Below are 17,426 nucleotides of genomic sequence, written 5' to 3'. Positions count from 1 at the left end.
GCCGACGACCGCAGGCAGGATCAGGCCGAAGCCTTGTCGATGTACTTCACGGCGTCGCCGACCGTGAGGATCGTCTCGGCCGCGTCGTCGGGGATCTCGACGCCGAATTCTTCCTCGAAGGCCATGACCAGTTCGACCGTGTCGAGGCTGTCCGCGCCCAGGTCGTCGATGAAGCTCGCCTGTTCGGTCACCTTGTCGGCATCCACGCCCAGATGCTCGATAACGATCTTCTTGACGCGCTCTGCGGTGTCACTCATGTGGGCATCCTCGTCCAATGTTTGTCTGTCTTCGTTAGCGGGCCGAATGCCGCTAATCAAGCTCAAAGATGGCCTTGCCGAAAGCCTTCCGGCAGGCCGGTTTTGCCGCAAACCGCGCGGTTCGGGGCGCAATACACGAAAACCGCCCGGCATCCAAGGCGGCAGCCGGCTTTTTCCCGGCCCGTCCCCGGCAAGGCGGTTCGGGCCGGCGTTTCAGCCTCAAATCATCGCCATGCCGCCGTTGACATGCACCGTCTGGCCGGTGACGTAGCCGGCCTCGTCGGAAGCGAGCCAGGCGACGGCCGAGGCAACTTCGGCGCCGGTTCCCATGCGCTTCATCGGGATGGCGCCCATGATCGCCTCCTTCTGCTTGTCGTTCAGCTTGTCGGTCATGGCCGATTCGATGAAGCCGGGCGCCACGCAATTGACGGTGATGGCGCGGGTGGCGATCTCCTGCGCCAGCGACTTGGAAAAGCCGATCATGCCGGCCTTGGAGGCGCAATAGTTGGCCTGCCCCGGATTGCCGGTCACCCCGACCACCGACGTGATGTTGATGATGCGGCCATGGCGGCGGCGCATCATCGGATGCGTCAGTTCGCGCGTCAGGCGGAAGACGGCGCCCAGATTCACGTCGATCACCGCGTCCCAATCGGCGTCCGACATGCGCACGAACAGCCCGTCTCTGGTGATGCCTGCATTGTTGACAAGGATATCGACGCCTTCCAGCTCGGCCTCTGCCTTCTGGCCGAGCGCCTTCACCTCGTCGCGGTCCGACAGGTTGGCGGGGAAGAGTTTGACGCGGTCGCCCAGCTCTGCGGCAAGCGCCTCCAGCTTCTCGACGCGCGTGCCGTGCAGGCCGACGAGCGCACCCTGCGCGTGCAGCGTACGCGCAATCGCTTCGCCGATGCCGCCGGTAGCCCCGGTGACGAGCGCCTTGCGGCCGGTCAGATCGAACATCTTTTTCTCCTTGAAGGCACACCCTTCACACGGGCGTGTCGACTGTATCAGTTCAGCCCAACGCCGCCAGCGCCGCGTCGACATCGGCCGGCGAGCCGACGTTGGCGGTGGCAATGTCGCGATCGATGCGCCGCGCCAGACCCGACAGCACCTTGCCGGCACCAACTTCATAAAGTGTCGTCACGCCGTTGGCGCCGAACCATTCCACCGTCTCGCGCCAGCGCACGCGCCCGGTCACCTGCTCGACCAGCCGCGCGGCGATGGTTTCGGGATCGGTCGTCGGGGTCACCGACACGTTCGACACCACCGGCACGACGGGCGCATTCTTCTTCACCTCGGCAAGGGCTGCGCGCATGGCATCGGCGGCGGGCTGCATCAGCGCCGAATGGAAGGGGGCGGACACCTGGAGCATCAATGCCCGCTTTGCGCCCTTTTTCGTGCAAAGGGCCGCGGCGCGTTCCACGGCCGCCTTGCTTCCCGAAATGACGAGTTGGCCGCCGCCATTGTCGTTGGCGATCTGGCAGACGGCGCCCTGTCCCGCCTCCTTGCAAGCGGCCTCGACACCGTCCTGGTCGAGACCGATAATGGCGGCCATGGCGCCCTCACCCACCGGCACGGCCGACTGCATGGCGTTGCCGCGGATGCGCAGCAGCCGGGCGGCGTCCGCGACCGATACAAAGCCAGCGGCGGCAAGTGCCGAATATTCGCCGAGCGAATGGCCGGCGACATAGGCAACCTTGTCCTTCAGCGAAAAGCCGCGCGATTCCAGCGCCATGATCGCAGCCAGCGACACCGCCATCAGCGCCGGCTGGGCGTTGGCGGTGAGCGTCAGCGTTTCTTCCGGCCCCTCCCAGATCAGGCTGGACAGTTTCTCACCCAGCGCCTCGTCGACCTCGTCGAAGACGCGCCGCGCTTCGGGGAAAGCATCGGCAAGATCTTTACCCATGCCGACGGATTGGCTGCCCTGGCCCGGAAAGGTGAATGCGATCGCCATGGTCTATCCCGGTTTTTCGGTTCTCGATTGCGTGTGACGCAAGCCGGCCCGCCAAGTCAAGCCCGCCTCTGCCGGCGTACGCGCCGCAAACGCCTGTTCCACAGGGCTTTTCACCGATCACTCATGATTAAAACCGAACACGATTTTTTGCCGGCTCTTTTCATTTTTTTCGCAACCGCTAGTGTCCCGCGTCATTTTAATGACACTTCCGTGACGATGCACGGGTGCATCATGTCAGTAGAAAACGGTGCGGACGTGAACAGGACGGCAAAAGAACAGGACGGCATGGCTTCGGGCGCTGAAAAGCGCACGTACAGCCATGGTGCGGCCCTGCGTTACGGGCTGATCTCGCTGCTCGCTTCGGCGGTGCTGGTGTTCGCCATCGAGCTCATCTTCCGCGGCGATGTCGCAGCGACCGTCGGCTTCTTCCTGCAGCCGTTCAAGCCGGGCTGGACGACCGTCATCCTGTTCACCCTGATCCTCGTCACGCTGGACGCCCTGCTGGGGCGCAGGCACCAGGGGCTGATGGTCATGGCGCCGCTGACGCTGGCGCTCGCCTTCATCGGCCACCAGAAATCCAACTATCTCGGCGACCCGCTCTATCCGACGGATTTCCTCTATGCCCGCCAGATCGTAGACCTGATGCCGCTTCTGGTGCGGGAGCGGCCGTGGACGGCGCTCGCGATGGCCGTGGGGCTGCTTGCCGGGCTGACGCTGCTGGTCTTCGCGTGGCGTCAATGCCGCCGTCGCATGCCGAGGCTCACCTACAAGGGCAGGGTCGCGCGGCTGGCGCTGTGCCTGCCGCTGCTCGCTTTCTTCGTCTCCATCATGGACTACGCGACGTTCTCGTGGACCCGCGACCGCTTGCAGATCATCCCGATGATGTGGGACCAGAAGGAGAACTACGCCTCCAACGGCTTCGCTCTCGCCTTCGCCCTCAACGTGCCGATGGCGCACGTCTCGGCGCCCGCCGGCTATTCGGAAAAGGCGATGGCTGCGATCGAGCGGCCAAAGGTCACCACGACCATTCCAGCCGAGAAGCCGGACATCATTATCGTGATGAGCGAATCCTTCTGGGATCCGACGCAACTGCCGGGCGTCAAGATCACGCCAGACCCGATGCCGACCGTGCGCTCGCTGCGTTCGGGCTCGATGTTCTCGCCCGAGTTCGGCGGCATGACCGCCAACGTCGAGTTCGAGGCGCTGACCGGCTTCTCGAACGCCTTCCTGCCGGCGGGCTCCATCCCCTACCAGCAGTATGTGCGCGCGCCGATCCCGTCGCTCGCGACCTTCTTCAAGAGCGAAGGCTACGAGGCGCGGGCCATCCACCCCGGCACCAACTGGTTCTGGAACCGCACCAACGTCTACGCCGATTTCGGCTTCGACGACTTCAAGTCGGAAGAGACGCTGCCGCCGATGGCCAAGCGCGGGCCGCTGGCCTCGGACGCCGCGATGACCGACGAGATCATCCGCGAAGCCGATTCAACGCGGGAGCCGTTCTTCTTCTTCGCGGTCAGCCTGCAGAACCACGGCCCCTACGAGCCGCATCGCTACAACGACACCACGCACAAGGTCGAGGCGCAGACCAGCCAGTGGGCGCGCGATTCGCTCGCCAGCTACGCCGAAGGCGCGGCCGACGCCGACCACGGCCTCCAGCGGCTGATCGAGTGGGCGAAGAAGCGCGAACGGCCGACCGTCATCGCCTTCTTCGGCGACCATCTGCCGCCGCTGGGACCCGTTTATGTCGAGACCGGTTTCCTGAAGGACAACGTGGCGCCGCGCCGGGAAGCGGCCGACAAGATGCTCGAACATCACCAGACGCCGCTGGTGGTGTGGTCGAACAAGACCGGCCCGGAGACGGACATCGGTCCGGTCAGCCCGGCCTTTCTGCCCTATCATATTCTGAAGACGGCCGGCATCACGCACCCCTACTACACCGGCTTCCTCGGCGAACTGAACGAGCGCTACAGCGTGGTCGACCGCAACATGCTTCTGGCCCGCGACGGTGAAGCAGCCATGGACTGGGCGCGCCAGAAGGAGATCGATGCGGGGATCCGCAATTTCCGTTTCCTGCAGTACGACATGATGTTCGGCAAGCGCCGCGCGGCGCCCGACTTCTTTCCCGAAACGGCCGAAAAGCCGCAGCATACGAGCTGAAAAAGCAGACCGGGCGCGCGCGAACGCCCTGCCCGGCTTGACTTTCCAGGCACAATCTTTATGTGTCCGGCCAAGTTTTCGCGCCCGGTCGTTTTCCCGATCTTCCGGCCGCCGGAATTTCACGACATTCAACGGACGAACACCCATGGCCAAAGCCGCGAACATCAAGATCAAGCTTCTGTCGACCGCCGATACCGGCTTCTTCTACGTCACCAGCAAGAACAGCCGCACCAAGACCGACAAGCTGTCGTTCCGCAAGTACGACCCGGTCGCCAAGAAGCACGTCGAGTTCAAGGAAACCAAGATCAAGTAATCCTGGTCTTGTTGTCCTTATGCGAAAGCGCCGCCTCCGGGCGGCGTTTTTCGTTTCGGCTACTGGCCGGCCGCGTCAAATACCTGTCATGCAGGCCCTGTTCATGGTCGAAATGAAACGCCTCGACCGGATTTGCCGATCGGGCAATTATGAGGCCGGCCTCGCCCTCGGATCGCAGCGGTGAAAGATGAACGATCCTGACACCGGGACAGGCCTTCAGCGGCAAAAGGGAAGTGCAGGCGAAGTCTTCACCGCGTTCCTCAAACTCGGCCTGACCTCCTTCGGCGGCCCGATCGCCCATCTCGGCTACTTCCGCAACGAACTGGTGGTTCGCCGGCGCTGGATCGACGAGAAGGGCTATGCCGATCTGGTCGCACTGTGCCAGTTCCTGCCGGGTCCGGCATCGAGCCAGGTCGGCTTCGCGCTCGGACTTCTGCGCGGTGGGCCGTTGGGAGCCGCGGCCGCCTGGGCTGCCTTCACGCTGCCGTCGGCAATCCTGCTGGTGCTATTCGCATTTGCGACCGCCGCATCGGGAACGGCGGCCGATTCCGATATCGTCCACGGCCTCAAGGTCGTCGCCGTGGCCATCGTGGCCCAGGCCGTGTGGGGCATGGCCAAGACCCTGTGCCCGGACCGGACGCGCGCCGGCATCGCGCTTGGCGCCGTGCTGGTCGTGGTCTTTGCACAGGGCGCGTTCGCCCAGGTCGCGGCGATCCTGGCCGGCGGGCTTGCCGGCTTGTGGTTGTGCCGATCTGACCGCGAGGCGATCTCCGGCCATCTGACGTTCGCCATTTCGCCCACGGTCGGGACAATCTGCCTCCTGCTGTACACCGTCCTCCTCTTCGGCCTGCCGGCCGCGGCGGCGGTCTTGCAGTCGCAGGGCATTGCCGTTTTCGATTCCTTCTACCGTGCCGGCGCGCTGGTCTTCGGCGGAGGCCATGTCGTGCTTCCGTTGCTTCAGTCGGGGACTGTAGACCCGGGCTGGGTGTCGACGGACACGTTCCTATCCGGCTATGGCGCGGCACAGGCGGTTCCCGGACCTCTTTTCACCTTCGCCGCCTATCTCGGCGCGAGTCTCGGCCCCGAACCCAACGGGCTCCCTGGCGCGGCGATTGCGCTCGTCGCGATTTTCCTGCCCGGTTTCCTGTTGCTGGTCGGCGTGATGCCGTTCTGGGACGCCCTGCGCGCACAGCCAAACGCCCAGGCATTCATGCGCGGCAGCAACGCCACCGTCGTCGGCATATTGGGCGCGGCCCTTTATCAGCCGATATGGACCAGCGCGATTGCCGGACCGCACGACTTCGCGCTGGCACTCGCATGCTTCCTGCTTCTCATGGCCTGGAAAGCGCCGCCCTGGATCGTGGTCGTCGTGGCGGTATTCGGCGGCCTGGTCATCGGACACATGGCATAGCCGGCGCCGGCAAGACGGCCGGTCGCAAGGCCGGAAGTCCGTCTCGCGAAACGTCTTTGCTGGAAAGAAGGGGGCCGGTCGGCAATCTGGCAGCGGTACGAGGAGGCCACTATGTGCCAGCGCCGGCCGGCCGACCCCACGGACCCAGGAGATGCGGCGGACCTGAGCATCATGGGGTATTCGGAATGCCCGGCTTGCCCTCCCCGCCGGTTCCACCCGTTGAACGTCATGGAACATTTGCGCAAGAGCTTATGAAAATCAACAGTTTCTTAACCACAGCTCGCGAATCGCTTGGGTTAAGGTAAACCGCTAACCGTGATGGCTTGCGCCGGCGCCGGAAAATTGCAAGCGGCCGGCCTGTATTCGAACAGGATGAGGCGCCGGCGGCGTGCTCAAGCCGCCTTGGCGACGACCCGATTGCGGCCGCCGTTCTTGGCTTCATAGAGGGCGAGATCGGCCCGCTTCATCAGCCCTTCCACGGTATCGAGGCCCTTGAGCAGCGACGATACGCCGACGCTGACCGTGACGGGGATGGATTTTCCGTCGTGGCCGATGGCGAACGGTTCACGCTCGATCTCGGCGCGGATGCGCTCGGCGACCTTCTCGGCGATGTGGCCTTCGGTATCGGGCATGACGACGACGAATTCCTCGCCGCCGAAGCGGCAAGCCAGGTCGATGCCGCGCACGTTCTTGCGCAGCCGGCGGGCGAATTCGCGCAGCACGTCGTCGCCGCCGTCATGACCATAGGTGTCGTTGATCGACTTGAACCGGTCGAGGTCGGTGATCATCAGCGACAGCGGGCGCCGGCGGGCAACCGCGCGGTCGAACAGCGTCTCGAGGTGGCTGTCGAGGTAACGGCGGTTGTGCAGACCGGTCAGCCCGTCGGTGACGGCCATCTCGATCGTTTCGGTGACGCTGGCGCGAAGCTGGTCGTTGTAGCGCTTGCGGCGCACCTGCGTGCGCAGCCGAGCGGTCAGTTCCTGCTGGTCGATCGGCCGCATCAGGTAATCGTTGATGCCGAGTTCCAGCCCGCGGATGATGCGTTCGTCCTCGCTCTCCTCGGCGAGAAGGATGATCGGCATGAAGCGGGTGCGGTCGAGCGAGCGAAGCTGCGAGCACAGCCGCAAGGGATCGAAATCGGCGAAGCCGGTCGACACCAGCACGCATTCGTAGGGGGTCTCCGCTGCCTGGAACAGTGCCGCATGCGGGTCGGGGCAGATGTCCAGTTCCGCCATGCCGCGCAGCAGCTTGCGCATGCGCTCGGACGACGACGGGCGCTCGTCCACCAGAAGCACCTTCGGCACGGCGTCGGCGGCTGCGAAGCTGCGGCTCAGCAATTCCTCGATGCCGATGTTGCGTGTGGTCGAGGCGCGCAGCCGCAATTCGTCGGTCAGCATCTTCAGCCGCACCAGGCTCTTGACCCGCGTCATCAACTGCAGGTCGTTGACCGGCTTGGTGAGGAAATCGTCGGCGCCGACTTCCAGCCCCCGGATGCGGTCCGAAACCTGATCCAGGGCGGTAATCATCACCACGGGTATATGCGAGGTCGCCGGATCGTTCTTGATACGGCGGCAGACCTCGAAGCCGTCCATGTCGGGCATCATGACGTCGAGAAGAACGACGTCGACCTTGCCGTTCTCGCAGGTTTCGAGCGCATCGGCGCCGTTGGACGCCGTCAGCACCTCGAAATATTCCGCCAGCAGCCGGACCTCGAGCAGTTTCACATTGGCCGGAATGTCGTCGACGACAAGAATGCGGGCGGTCATCTCAAAGCGGCTCCGGTCGGCAGGCAGGTGGGCATCAGGCGTCGCCCAGGTAGGATTTGATCGTTTCGATGAAGCGCGGCACCGAAATCGGCTTGGAGATGTAGGCTTCGCAGCCGCCCTGCCGGATGCGTTCCTCGTCGCCCTTCATGGCGAAGGCGGTGACGGCGATGACGGGAATGACGTGCAGATCGTCGTCCTCCTTCAGCCACTTGGTCACCTCCAGCCCCGATACCTCGGGAAGCTGGATATCCATCAGGATCAGGTCGGGCCTGTGCGTGCGCGCCAGGTCGAGCGCCTCCAGCCCGTTGCGCGTGCGCACGGTCTCGTAGCCGCTGGCCTCGATGAGGTCGCGAAAGAGCTTCATGTTGAGCTCGTTGTCCTCGACGATCATGACCTTCTTCGGCATAGACTTCCCGTCCCGGCGACCTTCGTCCGAACACCGCCGTTCGCGTTCGCGGGGCAAACGCACCAAACCCGGCGCCGAACCTACCGCAAGATAATTGACGAAACGGAAACCGGCGGTTGAAAAGGCGCTCGATTCCCGTGCGAGGCTGACACCGGCCTTGTCGTGCCGGGCACTTGCGGCTACTGCGGAAGGCAGACTCAATCACTCGCAAGCCAAAGGTAGTGATGGCAAATCCAGCGTCAATGCGCGAGGAGGCGGAAGCCGTTGCGATCCGCGCGCTCGGCTTCGTGGCGGCGGATCCGGAGCTTCTGCCGCGCTTCCTGGCGCTTACCGGCATAGAAGCGTCGTCCATCCGCCGCGCCGCCGCGGAACCGGGCTTCCTGGCCGGCGTGCTGCAATTCGTCCTGGCGCACGAGCCGACCCTGATGCGCTTCTGCGAGGAAACCGGAACGCCGCCGCCGGCGGTGGGCATGGCGTTGAAGGCGCTGCCCGCCGGCGACGACAACCACGAGCGGTCGATATGAGCGACGATCCCGAAACGCTGCGCCAGATCGAGGAGCTGGCGGCCGACGACCGGCCGCTGCTGGTGCTCGACGTCGACGACGTCGTGCTGGAGTTCATCCGGCCGTTTCCGAAATTCCTCGAGCAGCAGGGCTTCAAGCTGACCATCTCGTCCTTCCGGCTGACCGGCAACATCGCCGAGACGGCGACCGGGCGGCTGGTGGAACAGACGGAAGTGACGGCCCTGCTCGACGCTTTCTTCGACGACCAGTCAGAGTGGCAGACGATCACGGAGGGTGCTGCCGAAGCGCTGGCCGTGCTCGGCCAGCAGGTCGAGATCGTACTTTTGACGGCCATGTTCCACCGCCATCGCGCCGCCCGGCGCGCGCATCTCGACACGCTCGGCCTGTCCTATCCGCTGCTCACCACGGAAATGGCCAAGGGGCCGGCGGTGGCGCGCCTGCGTGGCGCCAGCGGACGCCCCGTCGCCTTCGTCGACGACCAGCCGAACAACCTCGTCTCGGCACGCCAGTCGGTGCCGGACGTGCACCTTTTCCACCTGATGGCCGACAATTCGCTGCGCGCTTTCCTGCCGCCACTGCCGGACGACATCGTTCCGGTCCACGACTGGCGCGAGGCTACGCCGAGGATCGCCGAGGCGCTTGGAATCTAAAGCACCAACCGCATCAGCGGCCGGCCGGCCTTGCGTTCCGCTATCCTGTGGAAGCCGGCCTTCTCGAACACCCGCGAGGAGCCGACGAACAGGCCGATGGAACGCGAATCCTTCGAAAGGTCCATCGGGCACGCCTCAAGGTAGCGCGCGCCGCTTTCGCGGGCGAAGCCGACGCCGCCTTCCACCAGCCGATGCGTCAGGCCCTGGCCGCGCGCCTTCGTACGGATAAAGAAGCACGAGATCGCCCAGACGGCCGGATCGGCGGCGTCTGCCTGCTCCAGCGGCGCCGATCCCCTGCCGTGGTTGTTCCACTCCGGCACGTCGGCGCGCGGGCCGATCTGCATCCAGCCGACCGCCTGTCCGTCGTCGAAGGCAAGCAGACCGGGTGGCGGCCCGGCCTCGATGCGCGCGCGGATGTGATCCTTGTTGCGCTCGCGGTTGTTCTCGCGGCGCACCGCCGGCGGCAACCGGAAATGCGTGCACCAGCAGCCATAGCAGGCGCCCTGCCTGCCAAAGAGGTCCTCGAAGGCCGGCCATAATCCAGCCGTCACCGGTTCGATCGAAATGGCCATGGGTCCGGTCGCCTTGTCCCGTCCGATCATGTAGACTAGATTTGCAATTGTTCTCTTTATGTTCGCATCCATGGCGATCCCTGTCAACGATCCGGAACACGGTTTCTGCCGCGACTGCCTGCGATTGCAAAGCGGGCCGGTCCGCCGTTGCGAGCGCTGCGGCAGCCCCCGGCTGGCCCGCCACGCCGAACTCTACCGGCTGCATCTGGCCCATATCGACTGTGACGCCTTCTATGCGGCGGTCGAAAAGCGCGACAACCCGGCACTGCGCGACAAGCCCGTCATCATCGGCGGCGGCAAGCGCGGCGTGGTTTCCACCGCCTGCTATATCGCCCGCATCCAGGGCGTGCGCTCGGCCATGCCGATGTTCAAGGCGCTGGAAGCCTGCCCGGAAGCGATCGTCATCAAGCCGGATATGGAAAAGTACGTCCGCGTCGGGCGCGAGGTGCGCGCCATGATGCAGGCGCTGACGCCACTGGTCGAACCGATTTCCATCGACGAAGCCTTCCTCGACCTCGCCGGCACAGAAAGGCTGCACGGCCTGCCGCCGGCACTCGTGCTGGCGCGCTTCGCGCTGCAGGTGGAAAAGGAGATCGGCATCACCGTCTCCGCCGGTCTTTCCTACTGCAAGTTCCTCGCCAAGGTGGCGTCGGATTTCCGCAAGCCGCGCGGCTTCTCCATCATCGGCGAGGTGGAAGCGAAAGCCTTTCTGGCCGAGCAGCCGGTGACGCTGATCTGGGGCGTCGGCAAGGCCTTCGCCGCGGTGCTGGAGCGCGACGGCATCCGCCTGATCGGCCAGTTGCAGCGCATGGAGCGCAACGAACTGATGCGCCGCTACGGCACCATGGGCGACCGGCTCTATCACCTCGCGCGCGGCGAGGACGACCGGCGCGTCCACGCCGACCGCGACACCAAGAGCGTTTCGGCGGAAACGACCTTCGACATGGACCTTGCCTCGGCGGACGACCTCGTGCCGGTGCTGCGGTCGCTTTCGGAAAAGGTGGCGGCGCGGCTGAGGAAAGCCGGGCTCGCCGGCCGCACCGTCGTGCTAAAGCTGAAGTCGGCCGATTTCAAAATCCGCACCCGCAACCGGCAGCTCGGCGACGCTACGCGGCTGGCCGACCGCATCTTCTCCACCGGTCTCGACCTGTTGCGCCGCGAGATGGACGGCACCCGCTACCGGCTGCTCGGTATCGGCGTCAGCGACATTTCGGATGATGGCAAGGCCGATCCGCCCGACCTCGTGGACGTGCAGGCGCGCAAGCGCGCGCTTGCCGAAGGCGCCATCGACGCGCTGCGCGACAAGTTCGGCGGCAAGGCGGTCGAGACGGGCTACACCTTCGGCAAAGGACATCGCGGCCGCCCGGCCCGACCCGACGAGGACGACGGACCGGAGGTCCAGCACCCGTGGGAGCGGATCTAGAAACCTGCCAACCCGACAACGCGCCGGCCGTCCAACGATTCACATGCGCTTCAGTTCGATCCGGCTGGTCACCACGGCCTCGCCGGTCCTGAGATCAGTGTCGGTCGTGGTCAGCGTCATGCCGTCATTGCCATTTTTCTCGACCGTCATCCTGGCGGTGCGGTCGCCGTTGATCGGCTTTGCCCAGGTGATGCCGAGATTGATCGCGCTGCCCTTGCGCACGCCATTCAGCCCCGCAGGACCGGTCGCGGAACCGACATAAGAGCCCGAATATTTTGAGCCGCTGGATTTCAGCGTCGCACTGAAATGTCTAGAGAAGACAAGGAGCCCCCGGCAGTCGCCATCCAGCGCCAGAGAGTCGGCGGCGGCAGTCGACTTGAATTTACAGGAAACACGGATCGTCGGCGCCGTGATACGCACCTTGACCGAGCCTTTGCCTGCCCAACTGCCCTCCATCGACTTCAGGAAAGCCGATTCGTCGGCACAGGCCGAACCCGCACCGGCCATCACGCAGCCGACCAGGGCCATGATATGCAGGATCGATCTCAATGTGTTCTCCTGTCCCGTTTCCGGAAAGTACCGGGCGCAACGCTGCCGGCCAAGCCAGGTTCCTTTTCGTTACGCGGGCTCTGGCCCATGCGAAGATCTCCCGGTAGCGATTGCAGCCCGACCGCGAGCCTGTCACAGAGCGGCGATGGCACCTCAACCCTCCATCGCGAAAGCCGCTTTCTGGATGGCCTTGTCGATCGCCTCTTTCCTGGCGATGTCGGTTGCCGGGCGCGAAACCACGCGAATCCTCAACGTCTTCCAGGTGCTGGAACTGCGCTCGGTGATCGGCTGGTTCATCCTGCTGCCGGCGGTGCTGGCCACAGGGGGGTTCGCCTCGATGCGCTCGTCGCGCCTTCCGCTGCATATCGCGCGAAACGCCGTCCACTATGTCGGCCAGGGCGCATGGCTCTATGCGCTGACGCTCATCCCGCTCGGCGTTCTGGTCTCGATCGAATTCACGACGCCGATCTGGACGGCGCTGCTGGCCGTAGCCTTCCTCGGCGAGAAACTCGACAAGGCGCGTATCGCGTCCGTCGTGCTCGGCCTGATCGGCGTCGTCATCATCGTGCGCCCGAGCGCGGGGTCGCTCAGCACCGGCCATCTGGTGGTGCTGGGAGCCGCAGTCTGCTTCGGCATGTCGGTGGTGATGGTAAAGTCGCTCACGCGGACGGACAGGGTGCTGCGCATCATCTTCTGGATGCTGGTCGTGCAATCCGCCATCGGACTGGTCCCTGCCCTCTACGAGTGGCAGAACCCGCCGCTTTACCTGTGGCCTTGGATCGTGGTCATCGCCTTCACCGGCATGTCGTCTCACCTGTGCCTGGCGCGGGCGCTGACCTATGCCGATGCGACGCTGGTGTCGCCGATGGATTTCCTGCGCGTGCCGCTGTCGGCCCTGCTTGGCTGGGCGGTCTATTCCGAGCAGATCGACGCCTTTACCGCGCTCGGCGCCGTATTGGTGCTGTCCGGCAACCTGCTCAACATCCAGCGCCGCCAGCCTGGGCCGGCCGAAGCGGCGGCAAGCTGACGCGCAACCGCCGACTACTGCCCCTCGTCGGGAATCTTGAGCAAGTGGCCGCAGGCCTTGCAATGCACGGCGTCCGGTTCGTGGCGCGACAGGCCACATTGCGGGCACGGGAAATAGACCTTGTAGGGCCTGAAGATCGCCTGTGCCAATCGCACGAACAGCGAGATACCGATGAGCATGGTGACGATGGCGGTGAGCTTGCCCGCCACGCCCGGCAGTACGAGATCGCCGAAGCCGGTCGTGGTTATCGTCGCGACCGTGAAATACATCGCGTCGACATAGCCAGCGATGCCGGCGCCGGTGCGAAAGAAAAAGGTGTAGACGAAGCCTGTAACCACCAGCAGGAACGTCACCAGGTTGACCACGGCCTGGCTGGCATCGCGCCATTCGCGCACCTTACCGCGCCTGAAATGGCGCCAGATCGCGCCGCCGCGCGACAGCGACCACAGGCGCAGGATGCGCAGGAAGCCGAGATTGGCGAGCGCAGTCGGGAAAAGCAGCGTGACGAGGATGAAAACGTCCACCCACGAGGCGGGCTGCTTCATCAGCCTGAGCGGATCGGTGGAGGCGAGCAGGCGGGCACCGAGATCGGCGGCAACGAGCGCCGCTACCGTATAGTCCAGCCACAGGAACGACCGCGATTCCTGCAGCACCGGCGTCGCTATGAAGAAGGCGATGATCGCCAGATCGACGATGATGGCCGCGAACTGGAAGCGAAACGCGGCCGGCGACGTGCCGTGGTAGAGCTTGCGCAAGATATCGCGCAGCCACGGCAGGCCCGTCAGTCGCTCCTGCTCCTTTGCCTCGGCGCCTGTCACACCAGTTCCACTTCGACCACACCGGGAACGGCGCGCAGGGCGGACGCCTCGCGCGGGCCGATGCGATAGCGGTCCGGCAGCGCGACCTCGACCTCGCCCTGGGCCTCGCCCTTGATGATGACGAAGCTCACCTGCCCTTCGCCCTTCACGCCGAGCTGGCTGGCCAGCGTGCCGACGGGGCTGGCATCGCGCAGGAAAATGCGCAGCGATTTCTGCACCTGGCCGGCCATATCGTCCAGCGACTGGACAGTCTGGATGCGCATGTTGATGCCTTCCGGCCGATCTTCCGCCGAGACGGTGATGACCACGGATTTGCCGGGTTCCAGCATGTCGCGATACTGCACCAGCGTCTCCGAAAACATCACGGCCTCGTACTGGCCGGTCATGTCGGAGAAGTTGACGACGCCCATCTTGTTGCCGGTCCGGGTCTTGCGCTCCTGCTTCGAGGTCACCGTGCCCGCCAGTCGGCCGGCCGTGGCGCCGCGCTTGACGGCGGCTGAAAACTCCGCCCAGTTCTGCACGCGCAGCTTTTCCATCACCGTCTTGTACTCGTCGAGCGGATGCGCCGACAGGTAGAAGCCGACGACCTGGAATTCGCGGTGCAGCCTGTCCGCCGGCAGCCACGGCTCGGCGGCCGGCAACGCCAGCGCCTGCGATTGCGCCCCCAGCGAAGCACCGAAAATATCGGCCTGGCCGAGCACGGCGTTCTCGTGCGCAAGCGCGGCCAACCCCATCATGCGATCGACGCCGGCCATCATGGCGGCGCGGTCGTGGCCGAAGCAATCCAGCGCGCCGGCCATGGTCAGGCTTTCGAAAACGCGTTTTCCCACGATCTTGGGGTCGATCCGCTCGCAGAAGTCGGCGAGGCTCTTGAACGGCTTGTCGCCGCGCCTTTCGACGATGTGATGGACGGCGGCGTCGCCGACACCCTTGATGGCAGCCAGCGAATAGAAGATGCGGTTTTCCGCTACCTCGAAGTCGCGGAACGAGGTCTGCACCGAGGGCGCAACCACCTCGATGCCGAGACGCATCGCGTCCTGCCGGAAGTCGGCCAGCTTGTCGGTGTTGGCCATGTCGAGCGTCATCGAGGCCGCGAGGAACTCGACCGGATAATGCGCCTTCAGGTAGGCCGTCTGGTAGGACACGACCGCATAGGCGGCGGCGTGCGACTTGTTGAAGCCGTAGTCGGCGAACTTGGCCAGAAGGTCGAAAATGAAGTCGGCCTGCGGCTTGGAAACGCCGCGCTCGACGGCGCCGGAAACGAAGCGCTCGCGCTGCTTGTCCATCTCGGCGCGGATCTTCTTGCCCATGGCGCGGCGCAACAGATCGGCTTCGCCGAGCGAATAGCCGGCCAGTTCCTGCGCGATCTGCATGACCTGCTCCTGGTAGACGATGACGCCTTGCGTCTCCTTCACCAGATGGTCGATCTTGGGATGGATGGAGGCGGTCTCCTCCTCGCCGTGCTTTCTCGCATTGTAGGTCGGGATGTTCTCCATCGGACCGGGGCGATAGAGCGCCACCAGCGCGATCAGGTCCTCGATGCGATCCGGCTTCATGCCGATCAGCGCCTTGCGCATGCCCGCGCTTTCCACCTGGAACACGCCGACAACCTCGCCGCGCGACAGCATGGAATAGGTCTTCTCGTCATCGAGCGGGATATGCGCCAGATCGATGTCCACGCCCCGCCGGCGGATCAGCTTGACGGCGATGTCGAGCACCGTCAGCGTCTTCAGGCCGAGGAAGTCGAACTTCACCAGTCCCGCCTGCTCGACATATTTCATGTTGAACTGGGTGACCGGCATGTCCGAGCGCGGATCGCGGTACATCGGCACCAGCTCGGACAGCGGCCTGTCGCCGATGACGATGCCGGCGGCGTGCGTGGAGGCATGGCGATAAAGCCCTTCCAGCTTCTGCGCCATGGCAAGCAACGTCTGGACGACCGGCTCCTTCTCCGCCTCCTCGGCGAAGCGTGGCTCGTTGGCGATGGCGTCGGCCAGCTTGACCGGATTGGCCGGGTTCTGCGGCACCATCTTGGTCAGGCGGTCCACCTGGCCATAGGGCATCTGCAGCACGCGGCCGACGTCGCGCAGCACCGCCCTCGCCTGCAAGGTTCCGAAGGTGATGATCTGGCCGACCTGGTCGCGGCCGTATTTGCCCTGCACGTAGTGGATGACCTCCTCACGCCGGTCCTGGCAGAAGTCGATGTCGAAGTCGGGCATCGACACGCGGTCGGGGTTGAGGAAGCGCTCGAACAGTAGCGAGAAACGCAACGGGTCGATGTCGGTGATGGTGAGGGCGTAGGCGACGAGGCTGCCGGCGCCGGAGCCGCGCCCCGGCCCGACGGGAATGTCCTGCGCCTTCGCCCATTTGATGAAGTCCGAGACGATCAGGAAGTAGCCGGGGAACTTCATCTTCTCGATGATGCCCAGCTCGTATTCCAGCCGCTTGTCGTAGTCCTCTTGCGTATGGCCGACTGTGGGGCCGTGTGCGGCCAGCCGCTTCACAAGCCCTTCGCGCGCCTGACGTTTCAATTCCTCCGCTTCCGCCCTTTCGGCGGCCTCCGGGTCGGCGACGCCCGCGCCGGCGAAACGCGGCAGGATCGGCTTGCGGTTCACCGGATAATAGGAGCAGCGCAGGGCGATCTCGACGGTGTTGTCGATCGCTTCCGGCAGGTCGGCGAACAAGGCCGCCATCTCGGCCTGAGACTTCAGGTGGTTGTTGGGCGACAGGCGGCGCCGGTCGTCGGCCGCGACCACCGCGCCCTCGGCGATGGCGATCAGCGCGTCATGCGCCTCATAGTCCTCGCGCGCCTGAAAGAACGCCTCGTTGGTGGCGACCAGCGGCAGTTCGTGCCGATAGGCCAGTTCCAGCGTGGCCTTCTCGATCGCCCGGTCATAATCCCCCATGCGTTCCAGCTCGACATAGAGCCGGTCGCCGAACAGGCTCTTGAGCGCCAGAAGGCGGCTCTCGGCCAGTTCGGTGTGGCCGTCGCGCAGCGCCTTGCCGATCGGCCCGCGCGGCCCGCCGGTCAGGCATATGATGCCCTCGGCAAGCGCCTCCAGCATATCGGTGGAGATATGCAGCGCCTCGCCCGAGGGCGTGTCGAGATAGACGCGGCTGACCAGCCGCACGAGATTGGCGTAGCCGGCCTGGCTCGCCGCGATCAGCACCACAGGGCGCAAGTCGGGACCGGACCGGCGCCGGTCGCGCTGGCCGTCGGCGGGCTCGCCCGAGAACGCCAGGTCGAGCTGGCAGCCGACGATGGGCTGGACGCCGTCCTTCACCGCCTTCTGGGCGAATTCCAGCGCGCCGAACAGATTGTTGGTGTCGGTGACGGCGATGGCCGGCGCCTCGTCCTTCAAGGCATGGCCGACGATCTTGCCGAGCTGCAGGGCCCCTTCCAGCAGCGAATAGGCGGAATGCACGCGCAGATGGATAAAGGGACGGATCGGCCTTTCCGGCTTGGCCGCCTGCACAAGCGCCTCGCGCTTCAGGGGATCGCGGGGAAGTCTTTCATCCGACATGGGGTCGCGCAGCTTGCAAGGACTCGGGGATCAGGCCTCGAATGTATTAGGCCCGGCCCGGCGATGCCAGCCGAACAT

16 protein-coding genes are annotated in these 17,426 nt (G+C 65.0%); 7 read left to right on the top strand and 9 right to left on the bottom strand.

Features of this window, described 5'->3' with window-relative positions; translation table 11 throughout:
* Positions 1-20: 20 nt before the first annotated feature.
* The 3 genes from FGU64_RS02380 to fabD all read right to left on the bottom strand — a co-directional run bounded on the left by FGU64_RS02380 (position 21) and on the right by fabD (position 2,208).
* Positions 21-257 (bottom strand): acyl carrier protein, encoded by a 237-nt coding sequence (locus FGU64_RS02380; protein ID WP_006203723.1) that lies wholly within the window; start codon positions 255-257, stop codon positions 21-23.
* A gap of 219 nt (positions 258-476) precedes the next feature.
* Complete coding sequence (fabG, locus tag FGU64_RS02375) at positions 477-1,214, bottom strand: 3-oxoacyl-[acyl-carrier-protein] reductase (protein ID WP_139950722.1); 738 nt, start codon at positions 1,212-1,214, stop codon at positions 477-479.
* 52 nt (positions 1,215-1,266) lie between these two features.
* A complete protein-coding gene (gene fabD, locus FGU64_RS02370) occupies positions 1,267-2,208 on the bottom strand; it encodes an ACP S-malonyltransferase (protein ID WP_139950721.1) in 942 nt (313 codons plus the stop codon).
* A 285-nt stretch (positions 2,209-2,493) separates the two neighbouring features.
* Here fabD and FGU64_RS02365 point away from each other — a divergent pair, with 285 nt between their 5' ends.
* The 3 genes from FGU64_RS02365 to chrA all read left to right on the top strand — a co-directional run bounded on the left by FGU64_RS02365 (position 2,494) and on the right by chrA (position 6,089).
* Entirely contained in the window at positions 2,494-4,365 is a 1,872-nt protein-coding gene (locus FGU64_RS02365) for an LTA synthase family protein (RefSeq protein ID WP_246671313.1), read from the top strand.
* Positions 4,366-4,510: 145 nt separating this feature from the next.
* A complete protein-coding gene (rpmG, locus tag FGU64_RS02360; RefSeq protein ID WP_006201775.1) occupies positions 4,511-4,678 on the top strand; it encodes a 50S ribosomal protein L33 in 168 nt (55 codons plus the stop codon).
* Between the two features lie 187 nt (positions 4,679-4,865).
* Complete coding sequence (gene chrA / locus FGU64_RS02355; RefSeq protein ID WP_139950720.1) at positions 4,866-6,089, top strand: chromate efflux transporter; 1,224 nt, start codon at positions 4,866-4,868, stop codon at positions 6,087-6,089.
* A gap of 392 nt (positions 6,090-6,481) precedes the next feature.
* Here the strand turns inward: chrA and FGU64_RS02345 are convergent, their stop codons facing one another.
* Together FGU64_RS02345 and FGU64_RS02340 are read right to left on the bottom strand one after the other, a co-directional pair.
* Complete coding sequence (locus FGU64_RS02345; protein WP_139950719.1) at positions 6,482-7,855, bottom strand: PleD family two-component system response regulator; 1,374 nt, start codon at positions 7,853-7,855, stop codon at positions 6,482-6,484.
* Positions 7,856-7,889: 34 nt separating this feature from the next.
* The gene (locus FGU64_RS02340; RefSeq protein WP_082549853.1) at positions 7,890-8,246 is read right to left on the bottom strand and encodes a response regulator; all 357 of its coding nucleotides are present in this window, start codon (positions 8,244-8,246) and stop codon (positions 7,890-7,892) included.
* A 239-nt stretch (positions 8,247-8,485) separates the two neighbouring features.
* Here FGU64_RS02340 and FGU64_RS02335 point away from each other — a divergent pair, with 239 nt between their 5' ends.
* Positions 8,486-8,785, top strand: coding sequence for a DUF3572 domain-containing protein (locus FGU64_RS02335; RefSeq protein ID WP_136355668.1), 300 nt, complete (start codon positions 8,486-8,488; stop codon positions 8,783-8,785).
* Positions 8,782-9,435 (top strand): hypothetical protein, encoded by a 654-nt coding sequence (locus FGU64_RS02330; RefSeq protein ID WP_139950718.1) that lies wholly within the window; start codon positions 8,782-8,784, stop codon positions 9,433-9,435. Before FGU64_RS02335 ends, FGU64_RS02330 begins: the two co-directional genes overlap by 4 nt.
* Here FGU64_RS02330 and FGU64_RS02325 read toward each other — a convergent pair.
* A complete protein-coding gene (locus FGU64_RS02325; RefSeq protein WP_139950717.1) occupies positions 9,432-10,007 on the bottom strand; it encodes a GNAT family N-acetyltransferase in 576 nt (191 codons plus the stop codon). The genes FGU64_RS02330 and FGU64_RS02325 overlap by 4 nt on opposite strands.
* A 58-nt stretch (positions 10,008-10,065) precedes the next feature.
* On the opposite strand from FGU64_RS02325, the gene FGU64_RS02320 reads away from it, so the two are divergent.
* Positions 10,066-11,430, top strand: coding sequence for a DNA polymerase IV (locus FGU64_RS02320; protein WP_139950716.1), 1,365 nt, complete (start codon positions 10,066-10,068; stop codon positions 11,428-11,430).
* A 39-nt stretch (positions 11,431-11,469) separates the two neighbouring features.
* Here FGU64_RS02320 and FGU64_RS02315 read toward each other — a convergent pair whose 3' ends face one another.
* On the bottom strand, positions 11,470-11,958 hold the full coding sequence (locus tag FGU64_RS02315) for a hypothetical protein (RefSeq protein WP_139955242.1): 489 nt from the start codon (positions 11,956-11,958) through the stop codon (positions 11,470-11,472).
* Positions 11,959-12,124: 166 nt separating this feature from the next.
* Here FGU64_RS02315 and FGU64_RS02310 point away from each other — a divergent pair, with 166 nt between their 5' ends.
* Positions 12,125-13,006: a DMT family transporter gene (locus FGU64_RS02310; RefSeq protein ID WP_139950715.1), complete on the top strand. Its 882-nt coding sequence runs from the start codon at positions 12,125-12,127 to the stop codon at positions 13,004-13,006.
* 14 nt (positions 13,007-13,020) lie between these two features.
* On the opposite strand, the gene FGU64_RS02305 is transcribed toward FGU64_RS02310, so the two are convergent.
* Together FGU64_RS02305 and dnaE are read right to left on the bottom strand one after the other, a co-directional pair.
* The gene (locus FGU64_RS02305) at positions 13,021-13,824 is read right to left on the bottom strand and encodes a potassium channel family protein (RefSeq protein WP_139950714.1); all 804 of its coding nucleotides are present in this window, start codon (positions 13,822-13,824) and stop codon (positions 13,021-13,023) included.
* Positions 13,821-17,348: a DNA polymerase III subunit alpha gene (dnaE, locus tag FGU64_RS02300; protein WP_139950713.1), complete on the bottom strand. Its 3,528-nt coding sequence runs from the start codon at positions 17,346-17,348 to the stop codon at positions 13,821-13,823. The genes FGU64_RS02305 and dnaE overlap by 4 nt, the downstream gene beginning before the upstream one ends.
* Positions 17,349-17,426: the final 78 nt, after the last annotated feature.

The sequence above is a fragment of the Mesorhizobium sp. 8 genome (genome assembly GCF_006351905.1).
Classification (GTDB): domain Bacteria; phylum Pseudomonadota; class Alphaproteobacteria; order Rhizobiales; family Rhizobiaceae; genus Mesorhizobium; species Mesorhizobium composti.
This window is presented reverse-complemented; position numbering and strand designations above follow the sequence as displayed.